At 62.5% G+C, this 11,932-nt stretch carries 13 protein-coding genes; 7 read left to right on the top strand and 6 right to left on the bottom strand.

The window, feature by feature from the left end:
• Positions 1-55: 55 nt before the first annotated feature.
• Positions 56-1,240, bottom strand: coding sequence for an acyltransferase family protein (locus QUH67_RS24495; RefSeq protein ID WP_300941949.1), 1,185 nt, complete (start codon positions 1,238-1,240; stop codon positions 56-58).
• Between the two features lie 237 nt (positions 1,241-1,477).
• Entirely contained in the window at positions 1,478-1,837 is a 360-nt protein-coding gene (locus QUH67_RS24490) for a DUF427 domain-containing protein (protein ID WP_300941948.1), read from the bottom strand.
• A 184-nt stretch (positions 1,838-2,021) separates the two neighbouring features.
• Here QUH67_RS24490 and QUH67_RS24485 point away from each other — a divergent pair, with 184 nt between their 5' ends.
• Entirely contained in the window at positions 2,022-2,258 is a 237-nt protein-coding gene (locus QUH67_RS24485) for a BolA family protein (RefSeq protein ID WP_300941947.1), read from the top strand.
• Between the two features lie 29 nt (positions 2,259-2,287).
• Positions 2,288-3,466, top strand: a complete 1,179-nt coding sequence (locus QUH67_RS24480; RefSeq protein WP_300941946.1) for a low temperature requirement protein A — start codon at positions 2,288-2,290, stop codon at positions 3,464-3,466.
• Here the strand turns inward: QUH67_RS24480 and QUH67_RS24475 are convergent, their stop codons facing one another.
• Positions 3,467-3,700: a hypothetical protein gene (locus QUH67_RS24475; RefSeq protein ID WP_300941945.1), complete on the bottom strand. Its 234-nt coding sequence runs from the start codon at positions 3,698-3,700 to the stop codon at positions 3,467-3,469.
• Between the two features lie 278 nt (positions 3,701-3,978).
• On the opposite strand from QUH67_RS24475, the gene QUH67_RS24470 reads away from it, so the two are divergent.
• On the top strand, positions 3,979-4,275 hold the full coding sequence (locus QUH67_RS24470; RefSeq protein ID WP_300941944.1) for a hypothetical protein: 297 nt from the start codon (positions 3,979-3,981) through the stop codon (positions 4,273-4,275).
• Between the two features lie 67 nt (positions 4,276-4,342).
• On the opposite strand, the gene egtD is transcribed toward QUH67_RS24470, so the two are convergent.
• Together egtD and egtB are read right to left on the bottom strand one after the other, a co-directional pair.
• The gene (gene egtD / locus QUH67_RS24465; protein ID WP_300941943.1) at positions 4,343-5,314 is read right to left on the bottom strand and encodes an L-histidine N(alpha)-methyltransferase; all 972 of its coding nucleotides are present in this window, start codon (positions 5,312-5,314) and stop codon (positions 4,343-4,345) included.
• Positions 5,315-5,362: 48 nt separating this feature from the next.
• A complete protein-coding gene (gene egtB, locus QUH67_RS24460; protein ID WP_300941942.1) occupies positions 5,363-6,613 on the bottom strand; it encodes an ergothioneine biosynthesis protein EgtB in 1,251 nt (416 codons plus the stop codon).
• A 300-nt stretch (positions 6,614-6,913) separates the two neighbouring features.
• Between egtB and grxD the strand changes: the two genes are divergently transcribed.
• Genes grxD through QUH67_RS24440 form a run of 4 tightly spaced genes read left to right on the top strand, consistent with a single transcriptional unit; the run spans position 6,914 to position 10,410 of the window.
• On the top strand, positions 6,914-7,252 hold the full coding sequence (grxD, locus tag QUH67_RS24455) for a Grx4 family monothiol glutaredoxin (protein WP_300941941.1): 339 nt from the start codon (positions 6,914-6,916) through the stop codon (positions 7,250-7,252).
• On the top strand, positions 7,249-7,800 hold the full coding sequence (locus QUH67_RS24450) for an O-acetyl-ADP-ribose deacetylase (RefSeq protein WP_300948163.1): 552 nt from the start codon (positions 7,249-7,251) through the stop codon (positions 7,798-7,800). The genes grxD and QUH67_RS24450 overlap by 4 nt, the downstream gene beginning before the upstream one ends.
• 47 nt (positions 7,801-7,847) lie before the next feature.
• Entirely contained in the window at positions 7,848-9,125 is a 1,278-nt protein-coding gene (locus QUH67_RS24445) for a serine hydrolase domain-containing protein (protein WP_300941940.1), read from the top strand.
• Positions 9,106-10,410 carry a serine hydrolase domain-containing protein gene (locus tag QUH67_RS24440; RefSeq protein ID WP_300941939.1) on the top strand — a complete coding sequence of 435 codons (1,305 nt, stop codon included), beginning with the start codon at positions 9,106-9,108 and terminating at the stop codon, positions 10,408-10,410. The genes QUH67_RS24445 and QUH67_RS24440 overlap by 20 nt, the downstream gene beginning before the upstream one ends.
• A 3-nt stretch (positions 10,411-10,413) precedes the next feature.
• On the opposite strand, the gene QUH67_RS24435 is transcribed toward QUH67_RS24440, so the two are convergent.
• Positions 10,414-11,889 carry a GH1 family beta-glucosidase gene (locus QUH67_RS24435; protein ID WP_300941938.1) on the bottom strand — a complete coding sequence of 492 codons (1,476 nt, stop codon included), beginning with the start codon at positions 11,887-11,889 and terminating at the stop codon, positions 10,414-10,416.
• Positions 11,890-11,932: the final 43 nt, after the last annotated feature.

Raw genomic sequence — 11,932 nt, 5'->3', positions numbered from 1 at the left:
CGGTGCCGATGCCCGCGTCCTCCCGCATGTCGCTACGCTCATGCGGGCTACAGGTTCACAGCACCCTGGTTGCACCCGGAATTTGCCGCAGCGCGCGCGTCAGGCCCCAGCTGAATGCGATGGTCAGCGTCAACCCGATCGCGACCTTGACGATCGCCGGCCAGTCGTAGTCATGCAGCCAGTACTGCAGCCACAGCGCGATCGGGTAGTGCACCAGGAACATGCCGTAGGCATCCGCCTGCATCGGATCGAGCAGTTTTGCCGAGCCGGATTGCCTGAACCGCTGGAAGAAGGCCAGGATCAGGAACATGATGGCCACGCTGAACACGGCGAAACAGAGCGCGTAGAGCGCCTCGTACCAGTTCGGTAATGGCGACGGATTGCCGAGGATCTGGCGCTTGATGTAGATCAGCCCCCAGAGCAGGCAATACGGAACGATCGCCAGCACCATCCAGTCCCAGCTCACCTTCGCCATCCGGCCGTCGGCCGCGAGCAGGCCGCGATCCATTTGCGCCACGCCGATGCCGGCGCCGAAAAAGAAGTAGCTCGCATAGAGCATCACGCGGCCGTGCTGCACCGAGAACGGCCCGAATTCGAACCAGCTGCTCGGGCCATAGATCATCAGCCCGGGCACGTAGAACGCCGCGGTGACGGCCAGCATGACTGCGAAGAACACCGCGGGCCGGCGGCGGCCATGCAGCGAGAGGCGGTTGATCGGATCGAGCAGGTTCGGTGACAGCTTGTAGAGCAGGCAGGCGACCAGGTCGAAGGCGAACAGGACCCAGAGAAACCAGATCGGCCCGCTCGGCCACGGGCCTTTGGTGACCATGTTCCACCAGAACGCTGAAAAGCCGATTTCGGGATGGTGGCGTAGGGAGATCGCGTAATAGGCGAGCGGGATGACCGTAAACGCGCAGATCGCGAAGGGCAGGACGATCCGCAGCAGGCGGTCGGACAGATAGTTCAGTGGACCCTTGCGGGCGATGCCGGACCAGGCAAACAGGCCTGACAGGAAGAAGAACATCGCCATGAAGAAGCTGTCGGTGGCGAGCACGATCATGTCGAAGCCGAAGAAGGACTTCGGATCGGTGTGCCCGAAATAGGTGTAGGGGATCACGGCATGGTGGAGCAGCACCACCAGCGTCAGGAAGGTGCGGGCGCGATCGAGCGACAGGTTGCGCGATTTGGCCTTGGGCACGGCGCTCGCTTCGGCATGCCCTACGGTGGAAATCGATGTCATACGCGTCTCCGGCCAGGCTGCTTGCCCAAATGTTGCAGCCGGGAACCTGATTCATCAAGGTCTGATTGGACACAGTTGCGGGGGAACCGGCGGCGCGAGCCGTCGTCTGAGTGAATTTGAATGAATGGCGCCGCCACCGCGGCGTTATCTTCGTCGTGCTGTTGATCTTGGGGTCACGAAGGACGTAGCAGGCGTTCTCCGTCATGCCCAGGCTTGACGGCGTCTGGCGTCTGTTGCCTACGCCACTTCCTCGATCGTCACCTTGTCCGGGTAGAACGCCAGGTGGCCGGCGATTTCGGCCATGGCCGGGAACGGCGTCTCATAGGTCCAGATCGAGTTTTCGATGGCCTTGCCGTTGGCGTTGATGCTGAAATAGCTCGCATCCCCCTTATACGGGCAATGCGTGGTGCGCTCGCTGCGGGCCAGCAGCGCCATGTTGGCGTCCGCGCGCGGCACATATTGCACCGCCGGATAGCTAGCCTTCTTCAGGGTCAGCGCCTGGGTGGTGTCGGCGATGACCACGCCCCCGGCCGAGACGCGGACGCGTTTGGGGTTTGCCGTAATCGTGATCGGATGGTCGGGACCGGGCAATTTCATGATTTTCAGCCTCATTTTCAGTCAGCCCGAAATGATCGGGCGCGACCTCATCTCTCAGTGTCAAACGGTCGGAGCGGGAATATAGTGCGGCCGGGCGTGACCTAGAAGAGCGCACGCGCTAGGCTCGGCCCTCACGGTCGCGCGAGCCGGCCGTGATTCGAAACACCTGACGGAGACATGCTGGATGCCGATGGAGGCCCACGATATCGAGTCGATGATCAAGGCAGCGATCCCCGATGCCGAGGTGACGATCCGCGATCTCGCAGGCGACGGCGACCACTACGCCGCGACCGTGATCTCGGAATCCTTCCGCGGCAAGTCGCGCGTGCAACAGCACCAGATCGTCTACCAGTCGCTCAAGGGGCAGATGGGCGGCTTGCTGCATGCGCTGGCGCTGCAGACCGGGGTGCCTGAGAGCTAAAGCCCGCTACGGGCGGCGGGGGCGCATCGATGACGGACAACCCGCACGGCGCGCTGTTCCGCCCGATCGTACCGCACAAGCATAACCGCGTGACCTACGCGGAGCTGTTTTTCGACCTCGTCTTCGTGTTTGCGATCACCCAGATATCGCACACGCTGCTGGCGCATTTTACGCCGCTGGGCGTGCTTCAGGTGACGCTGCTGTTTCTGGCAGTGTGGTGGGTGTGGGTCTTCACCTCCTGGATCACCAACTGGCTCGATCCCGAGAAGACGCCAGTCCGGCTCTTGCTGTTCGCGATGATGCTGGGCGGGCTGGTGCTGTCGACCTCGATCCCGGCGGCGTTTGACGGGCGCGGCTTGTGGTTTGCCATTGCCTATGCGGCGATGCAGGTCGGCAAGACCGTCTTCCTGTGGGTCTCCACGCCGCCGTCGCGTCCACGGACGCGCATGAACGCCATCCGCATCGCCGCCTGGCTTTCAATGTCAGCGGTGTTCTGGATTGCGGGCGGACTGGCGCAAGGCGAATGGCGGCTCGCGCTTTGGCTGACCGCGCTCGTGATCGAGTATATTTCGCCCGCGGTACGGTTCTGGATCCCGCGCCACGGCGCGTCTTCGGTCTCGGACTGGGTGATCGAGGGCGGCCATATGGCCGAACGCTGTGCGCTCTTCGTCATCATCGCGCTGGGAGAATCCGTCATCGTGACGGGGGCGACGTTTGCCGAACTTGTCTGGTCGGCCGAAAGCGTCGCCGCCTTCATTTCGGTGCTGGCGGGAAGCATTGCCATGTGGTGGATCTATTTCCACACCGGTGCGGAAGCCGGGTCCGAGCAGATCTCGAAATCGAGCGAGCCCGGCAGGCTGGCGCGGCTCGCCTACACCTATCTGCACATGCCGATCGTGGCCGGCATCATTGTGGCTGCGGTGGCGGACGAACTGGTGCTGAAGCATCCCGGCGGGCATTCCGACCTCAAGACCGTGATCAGCTCGATCGGCGGTCCCTTGCTGTTTCTGTGCGGGACCATCCTGTTCAAGTACAGCTTTCGCGGCTTCCTGCAGCTGTCGCATGGGGTCGGCATCGTCGCCCTCTGCGTGCTCGCATGGTTCGCAAGCGACCTATCGCCGCTGGTGCTTTCCATCCTGACCACGGCAATCATGATCGTCGTCGCGGTGTGGGAGACGATCTCGCTGCGGCCCGGAGCGGCGGAATAGCTAGTCAGGAAGCCGGCGCCTGATCGGCTGCATCGGCGAGGTATTGTGCTGATCGACCACGTTTCGAAGGACGAGGTTCGATAGCTGCACGACGAGCGTACGTAGCCTCGCATTCTCCTCGGCGAGCGACACCCGATTGATGTCAGTCTCCTGATCCCAGGCGGTCTCGTTGCCAGCGGAAGATGAACTGGAAAACTGCTTGCGATCGCCGGAGGCTGGATAAGCGTTGCCCATGATGAATTCCCCTGGCACGAACTTACCCCTAGCCGAGCCTGCCGCAGAAACTCGTCTGAGTCCGCGTCAAAAGTTGGACATTTCGAAGGGCAAAGCATAGCGCAGATAGAACGTTTTGCGGGCGGGGTCGATAAAGATGAAGATTTGTTAAGAAGTTTGTTATAGTGGCGACGGCGAGGTGCAGTACGCGCGGCGGCGTAGCACTTCTCCATCCGACACAGACCAGCGCGATCAATCGGAGTCCACGGAAAATACCGTGGCTGGGGAAGTACGCGCCGATGAAACAAAGTGAAGCAAGACTACGCATCATTCAGGAGTGGGACCGCTGGATATTGTCGCAGGCGATCGATCCGGACGGGCCCACCGGAAAAGACTCGTTGAAGTTCTTTCACGAACTGCAGGACAGTGGTTCGCCACTGCTGGAATTCCAGTCGCGCGGCCAGGACAAGTGGCGCATCATTCACGCGTGGCTGCTGGGTGCAGACCGCTTGTCCGATGACTGGATTTCGATCGCGCCGCGGATCACCCCGGCGCGCCGGCTGCGGCCGGAGCGCAGGCGACTGCTCAAGACCTGATCTGAAAAATCCTAACCCGCGAAGACTTCATCTGTGACGGCGCGAGCGGCAAAGCTCGCGCCGCTTCTCAATCCGACGCCGCCAGCGCGTGAACGGAAAACATTCCCTCGCGGTCGGTCCAGGATTCCCGCACCGACCAGCCGGACGAGCGCGCCAGCGCCGTGAAACGGTCGAGGCTGTATTTGTAACTCGACTCGGTGTGAATGCTTTCGCCGGGGCGAAATGAGAAATTGCGTCCCAGGATGCGAACGGTCTGCGCCTTTTTGGAAATCAGGTGCATCTCGATGCGATGCCGCTCGCGGTTATAAATCGAGCGGTGCATGAAGGCGGACACGTCGAAATTGCCGCCGAGCTCGCGGTTGATGCGTACCAGAACGTTGAGATTGAATTTTGCGGTGACGCCGGCGGCGTCGTTGTAGGCGTCATAGAGCACGCGCTCGTTCTTTTCGAGGTCGACGCCGATAATCATCAGCGCGCCTTCCCCGAGAATGTCGCGGGCGCTGCGCAGGAAGGCGCGGGCTTCGTCCGGCTCGAAATTGCCGAGCGTCGATCCCGGAAAGAAGCCGACCTTGGCCAGCCCTTCGATTTCGGCCGGCAGCACGAACGGCGCGGTGAAATCGGCGGCGACCGGATAGACGTCGAGCGCGGGAAAATCCTTGCGCAGGGCGTCGGCCTGCGCTTTCAGAAAGTCGCCGGAAATGTCGACTGGGACATAGGCGCCGAACTCGCAACGCTCCAGCAGCAGGCGCACCTTGGTGGTGGCGCCGGCGCCGAATTCCACCAGCGCGGCGCCCGTGGGAATGATGGCGGCGATCTCGTCGCCGCGGCTGCGCAGGATGCCGAGTTCAGTGCGCGTCGGATAATATTCCGGCAGCACCGTGATCTGCTCGAACAGTTCGGAGCCTGCGGCGTCGTAGAAATATTTCGGCGACAGGCGTTTTGGAAACTGCGAGAGCTCGCCGATCACGTCGCCGGCAAAGGCGGAGGTCTGCTCATCGAGCTGGTGCGTTTGTGCCAAAGCGGCGGCGTGCACATTCATGATACTCTCCTGAACGCGCTTTCCGGCGCGCTTCGCTGATTGGAAATGTCAGGCGTAATCGGCGAGGCGCAGCCCCGTGAATTGCCAGCGGTGGTGGGGATAGAAGAAATTGCGATAGGTGATACGGCTGTGGCCCTCAGGGGTTGCAAGCGAGGAGCCGCGCAGCACCAACTGGTTGACCATGAACTTGCCGTTATATTCGCCGAGCGCCCCCTCGATGGCGCGGTAGCCGGGGTAGGGCGAGTAGGCGCTGCGGGTCCACTGCCAGACGATGCCGAAGGCGTCGTTGAGCTGTCCGGCCCGGGCGGCGACTTCCCATTCCATTTCGGTCGGCAGATGACGGCCGGCCCAGCGCGCGAACGCGTCCGCCTCGTAATAGCTGACATGGCTGACGGGGGCCTCAGGGTCGATCGGCTGCAGCCCGCCGAGGGTCATGATCCGCCATTCGCCGTCGACCTGGCGCCAGTGGCCCGGCGCCTGCCATCCCTCGTTGGTGGCCGCGGCAAAGCCGTCCATCAGCCAGAGCGTGGCGGTGCCGTAGCCGCCGTCGTTCATGAAGGCCAGCCATTCCGCATTGGTGACGAGGTTACGGGCGAGCCGAACCGGGCCGACCAGGGCGCGGTGCGCGGGCTTTTCATTGTCGAAATGAAAACTGTCGTCGCTGTGCCCGACGGTGTGGATGCCCTCGTTGAGGGTGACCCATTCTTCCACCGAGCGCTGCGACGCCGGAAAGCGCCACGACGGATCATAGGCCGGCGGGATCGGGTTCTGGGCAAAGGCGTGCAGGATATCGGTCAGCATCAATTCCTGATGCTGCTGCTCGTGGTTGAGGCCGACCTCGACCAGCGGCGCGAGCGCGGCGAGGCGCTCTTCGGCGGCGGTCTGGAAGAATTTCACCACGGCGGCATCGACATGCCGGCGATAGGCCGTGACATCGTCGGCACCCGGGCGGGTGAGGTGGCCTCGCTGGTGACGGGCGTGCCGGGGGCCGGCGCTGACATAATAGGAATTGAACAGAAACGCGTAGTCGGGATGAAAGGGCTGATAGCCCTCGCAATGCTCGCCGAGCAGGAACTGCTCGAAGAACCAGGTGGTGTGGGCGCGATGCCATTTGGCCGGGCTCGCGTCCGGCATCGACTGGACGAGCTGGTCCTCAGGGCTCAGGGGAGCCGCCCGACGTTCGGTCTCGCCGCGGACGGAAAGATAGGCTTCCACCAAATTCCGGGCGAGGGTGCCGGAATCGGAGAAAAGTGAGGGGGCGGGGGGCGCAAACTCGGCGGCGGCTACTGATTTCGTCACTTGTGTCTCCGGTCAGGGGAGAGAACGCTAGTCTGGCGACCTGGTTCCTGGCGGACAGTCCGTCCTAGATAGGGGCTTCCGTCGGGGAAAAAAGCCTTTCCGGGGTATTATATTGATGTCGTCAGACTATGAGGGACCGGGCTGCGACAACTCGATCCGGGCCTCCCGCATGCCAGCTCCTCGCCATTTTACTTTGGATGCACAACGGTCTGGGCTACATATATCGGCAGTACCGGGTTAGATGGGACGAGCCGGCCCGTCAGCCGAGGCCGCAGGGGCCAGGGCCAAAAGGAAGCGAATATGAGCATCGAACAATTCATCGACAACGAAGTGAAGTCGAACGACGTCGTGCTGTTCATGAAGGGCACGCCGCAGTTTCCGCAGTGCGGTTTTTCCGGGCAGGTGGTGCAGATCCTCGACCACGTCGGCGTCGGCTACAAGGGGCTGAACGTCCTGGAATCCGCCGAGCTTCGCAACGGCATCAAGGAATATTCGAACTGGCCGACCATCCCGCAGCTCTACGTCAAGGGTGAGTTCGTCGGTGGCTGCGACATCATCCGCGAGATGTTCCAGGCCGGTGAATTGCAGCAGCTGTTCGCCGACAAGGGTGTCACCCTCAGCGCGGCCGCCTCGGCCTGAGCGTGTCCGCGCGCCGCGTCGGCCAGGCGCGGCTGGAAGTCATCGTTGCCGACATCACGACACTGCGCGTTGACGCCATCGTCAACGCGGCGAATTCGTCTCTGCTCGGCGGGGGTGGCGTCGATGGGGCGATCCATCGCGCGGCGGGGCCGGACCTCGTGGCTGAATGCCGAATGCTCCACGGTTGCAAGACCGGCGATGCCAAGATCACCAAAGGCTACAGGCTGCAAGCCAAACATGTGATTCACGTGGTCGGACCGGTGTGGAATGGCGGCTCGCTTGGCGAGGCAGATTTGCTGGCCTCCTGCTATCGCCGCTCGCTCGAACTCTGCCGGAAGCACCGGCTTGCCTCAGTGGCGTTTCCGTCGATCTCTACCGGCGTTTACCGGTTCCCTGCCGACCAGGCCGCCGGTATTGCAGTCGCCGCGGTCGTAGAGGCTCTCACGGCGACGCCTGATCTGACAAATGTCATCTTCTGCTGCTTCTCTCCCGAAAGCGGCCGGCTGCATGAGGAGGCAATGGCTACCTCTGGCAGCCCTTGTTCCTGATCATGCCTCCGCTACACTCTTCCGTGAGTTCCGGGGAGAGGGATCCAATGAATTCAGGGCTGCTCGGTATATTCGCTGCTGGTGCGTTGTTGTTCGTGGCGGCGCCGACCAAGGCCGAAGGCACGTTCGACCTTCCTGCGGGAGCGAAGTTCAATCAGGACAAGCTTGCCAAGATCACCGCGTTCTTCAAGAACGAGGTCGACACCGGCAAGATCGCCGGCGCCAACGTGCTGATCCAGCAGCACGGCAAGCCGGTCTACCATGAAACCTTCGGTGTGCAGGACGTGGTGTCGAAAGCCCCGATCACCGACAAGACCATCTTCCGCCTGTCGTCGCTCACCAAGGCGATCACGTCCGTTGTGGCGATGCAGTTGATCCAGGACGGCAAGATCAAGCTCGACGATCCCGTCTCGAAATACATTCCGTCCTTCGCAAACATGAAAGTCGGCGTGGAGAAAAAAGCCGAGGACGGCACCAAGACGCTCGAACTGGTGCCGCTGACCAGGCCCATCACCATTCTCGACCTGCTGCGTCATACCTCCGGCATCACCTATGGCTTCTATGGCGACAGCCTGGTGCGCAAGGCCTACAAGGAGGCCAATCTTTACGCTGGCGAATTCGACCTTGCCGAATTCGCCGAGCGGATCGCCAAACTGCCGCTGCACAACCAGCCGGGCGCACTCTGGCAGTACGGCCATTCCACCGATGTTCTGGCGCGGATCATGGAGATCGTGTCCGGAAAATCCTTGCTCGCGATCGAAAAGGAAAAGCTGCTCGATCCGTTGGGCATGGTGGATACCAACTTCTTCGTGACCGAACCGGAGCGGCTGGCGCGGCTGGCCCAGCCGGTGCCGAACGATAGCGATTTTAGGGTCGGCCGCCTGTACCGCACGGAAGTTCGCCAGAAATGGGAATCCGCCAGCGGCGGCATGGTCTCGACCATGTCGGACTTTTCGAAATTCGCGCAGATGCTGCTCAATGGCGGCACGTACGACGGCAAGACCTATCTCGATCCGAAGACGTTCGCGTTGATGGCGTCCGATCACACCGGCAAGGATTCCGGCGTGGCTCGGGATCATTTTTGGTTTCCCGGAGATGGTTTCGGCATGGGTCTCGGGCTTGCCGTGCGTACCGATCCCGGCAACGCAAAACCTCCGCCACCGGGCTCGCTCGGCGAGTTGAAATGGGACGGCGCCGCCGGCTGCTACATGGTAGTCGACCGCAAACAGGACATGTTCTTCGTCGTGCTGGAGCAGACACCGACGGAGCGCCAGCGCATCCAGCGGACGTTGAAGCAGATGGTCTATGAAGCGCTGGAGAACTGACGGTTCGTTGCGGCCCTGGCTCGTTGCGGCCGCGCTGGCGCTGCCTCTTCACGGTAGCCTGCCGCATCACGCGCAGGCCGAGCCGAAGGCACCGGCCGCGCCGACTTTTTCCCGCGCCGCGCTTGAACGGATCGGCGATCACGTTCGCAACGAGGTCACGACCGGCAAGATCCCCGGCGCCGTTCTGTTGATCCAGCAGCATGGCAAGCCGGTCTATCTGGAAAGTTTCGGGGTGCGGGATCCCGGGTCCAGCCAGAAGATGACGCCGGATACGATCTTCCAGATCTACTCGATGTCGAAGGCCGTCACCTCGGTGGCCGCGATGATGCTGGTCGACGACGGCAAGCTCGCGCTCGACGATCCCGTCTCGAAATACATCCACGCCTTTGCGGATGCAAAAGTCGGCGTCGATCCTTCCGATGAGGCGGGCAAGCGTCCGCTCAGGCTCGAGCCGCTGAAGCGTCCGATCACGATCCGGGACCTGCTGCGGCACACCTCGGGCATTACCTATGGTTTCTTCGGCGAGACCGTGGTCCAGAAGCTCTATGCCGATCCGCTGCTGTACGCCGGCGATTTCGACAATGCCGAATTTGCCGACCGGATCGCGGTGCTGCCGCTTGCCGACCAGCCGGCCGTGCGCTGGAACTACAGCCATTCGACCGACGTGCTCGGCCGTGTCGTCGAGGTCGCATCGGGGCAGACGCTGTATCAGTTCGAGAAGCAGCGGTTGTTCGATCCGCTCGGCATGACCGAGACGACCTACCATCTGGCGGACGAAGCGAAGTGGCCGCGCCTCGCCAAGCCGTTTCCGGCCGACCGTTTCCGGGTGGCCGGCATCCGGGATCCGACCGTTCCGCGGCGCTGGGAGTCCGGCGGCGCTGGCCTCGTTTCGACAGCCGCCGACTATGCCCGCTTCCTGCAGATGCTGCTGAACCGCGGCGAGTTGGACGGCAAGCGATACCTCAAGCCCGAGACGGTCGCGCAGATGACGTCGGACCAGATCGGGCCGGAGACCGGCATCCTTCACGATCCCTTCTATTTCCCGGGCCCGAGCAGCGGCTTTGGCCTCGGCTTTGCCGTGCGCACCGAGCCGCCGCCGAACACGAGCTGGCCGCTTGGCGAATACCGCTGGGACGGGGCGGGCGGCAGCTTCTATTTCGTCGACCCCAAGGACGACCTGCTCGTCGTTTTCATGGTGCACGCCCCGACGCAGGGCGGACGGATTCAACTGGCGCTGAAGACCATCATGTTCGAGGCGCTGGGCAAGGGCCTGCGCAAAGACTGAGCATTACGCCACGGCGTTTTTCGCGATGGTTTCGCGGTAGAACGCCGCGCTCAGCTTTGGCGTGCGGCGCCTGGTTTCGAAGTCGACATGGTAGATGCCAAAGCGCTGCTCATAGCCGTCCGACCATTCGAAATTGTCCATCAGGCTCCACAGGAAGTATCCGTGTACGGGGACGCCTTCGGACGTCGCGCGCTGCAACTGCGTGAGGTAATTGCGCAGGTACATGATGCGGTCGACGTCGTAGATGGTGCCTTCAGCGGCCGGCTGGTCGCTGCCAGACGTGCCGTTTTCGGTGATGTAGATCGACCTGACGTTCCAGAGTTTGGCGACGTGGCGCGGTACCCAATACATTGTCTCGGGGCCGGGCCTGAGCCAGCTTGCCTTCATGTGCGGAAATGACTTTGGAAACGGCGCCAGCGTAAAGCCGCGTTCATTGTCGGCCGCGACGACGTAATGATCGGGCATGTAGACGTTCAACCCGACGAAATCGATCGGGGAGGCGATGATGCGCAGATCGTCGGCGGTGTATTTCGGCGCATCCTTGCCGGCCTGCGCGAGATAGGCGTCGGTGTATTTGCCCTCGAGCATGACCGTCAGATAGCCGGCATTGAGCTCGCGCGTCGCGATCTCGGCGGCCCGGATGTTGGCCGGCGTCTCAACGGCCGGGATGCAGCTCACGGCATTCTCCGCCGGACCGACCCTGGTGCCGGCCCGCGCGTTGGCCCGGATCGCCTGAACCGCGAGACCGTGGCCGAGCGCGACGTGGTGGCGAACCTGCTTCACGTCCGATGGAGGTAGCTTGAGCCCCGGCGCATCAGAGCCCCACTCATGGCCGTGCTGCACGAGCCTGGAGCATTCGTTGATGGTGAAGAAATGCGTGACGCGATCGCTCAGCCGTGCCGCGACATGACCGGCGTAGTCCGCGAACGCCTTTGACGTGTCGCGCGAGGTCCAGCCGCCGAAACGATCCTGCAGCGCCTGCGGCAGATCCCAATGATACAGCGTCGCAAACGGCGCGATGCCGTTCGCCAGCAATTCGTCGACCAGGCGGTTGTAGAAATCGAGACCTTTTGGATTCGGCGTACCATTGCCTTCCGGAAAAACGCGTGGCCAGGCAATCGAGAAGCGATAGGCCTTGGTGCCCAGCGCCTTCATCAACTGGATGTCTTCCTTGTACAGGCGATAGTGGTCGGTCGCGGTATCGCCGTTGCTGCCGTCGGAGATGGTGCCCGGCGTGTGGGTGAAGCGGTCCCAGATCGACGGACCGCGGCCGTCCTCGTTGACGGCGCCCTCGACCTGGTACGACGAGGTCGCCGTGCCCCACAGAAACCCGTTCGGAAAGCCGGCGGACGCCGTTCGCGTTCCGCTGTCCGGGGCCGATTGGGCCGATGCGGACACCGTCGGCAGGGCCGACACGCCGAGTGCCGACCAGCCCGCAATTCTGCCAAATTGCCGCCGGGAAAATCTCTTGAAGGACATCGCTTCACTCGCTTCGGGATCAATCAATCTTGAGCAAAACAAG

The sequence above is a fragment of the Bradyrhizobium roseum genome, from assembly GCF_030413175.1.
GTDB classification, from domain to species: Bacteria; Pseudomonadota; Alphaproteobacteria; order Rhizobiales; family Xanthobacteraceae; genus Bradyrhizobium; species Bradyrhizobium roseum.
The sequence above is the reverse complement of the archived record's forward strand: the minus strand, read 5'-3'. Positions and strand labels throughout refer to the sequence as shown.

Bases quoted from the DNA above. Each gene is read 5' to 3' on its own strand.
- QUH67_RS24495 (WP_300941949.1), bottom strand. From the start codon at position 1,240: ATGACATCGATTTCCACCGTAGGGCATGCCGAAGCGAGCGCCGTGCCC.
- QUH67_RS24475 (WP_300941945.1), bottom strand. From the start codon at position 3,700: ATGGGCAACGCTTATCCAGCCTCCGGCGATCGCAAGCAGTTTTCCAGT.
- QUH67_RS24490 (WP_300941948.1), bottom strand. From the start codon at position 1,837: ATGAAATTGCCCGGTCCCGACCATCCGATCACGATTACGGCAAACCCC.
- QUH67_RS24440 (WP_300941939.1), top strand. From the start codon at position 9,106: ATGAAGCGCTGGAGAACTGACGGTTCGTTGCGGCCCTGGCTCGTTGCG.
- QUH67_RS24485 (WP_300941947.1), top strand. From the start codon at position 2,022: ATGCCGATGGAGGCCCACGATATCGAGTCGATGATCAAGGCAGCGATC.
- grxD (WP_300941941.1), top strand. From the start codon at position 6,914: ATGAGCATCGAACAATTCATCGACAACGAAGTGAAGTCGAACGACGTC.
- QUH67_RS24480 (WP_300941946.1), top strand. From the start codon at position 2,288: ATGACGGACAACCCGCACGGCGCGCTGTTCCGCCCGATCGTACCGCAC.
- egtD (WP_300941943.1), bottom strand. From the start codon at position 5,314: ATGAATGTGCACGCCGCCGCTTTGGCACAAACGCACCAGCTCGATGAG.
- QUH67_RS24445 (WP_300941940.1), top strand. From the start codon at position 7,848: ATGAATTCAGGGCTGCTCGGTATATTCGCTGCTGGTGCGTTGTTGTTC.
- QUH67_RS24435 (WP_300941938.1), bottom strand. From the start codon at position 11,889: ATGTCCTTCAAGAGATTTTCCCGGCGGCAATTTGGCAGAATTGCGGGC.
- QUH67_RS24470 (WP_300941944.1), top strand. From the start codon at position 3,979: ATGAAACAAAGTGAAGCAAGACTACGCATCATTCAGGAGTGGGACCGC.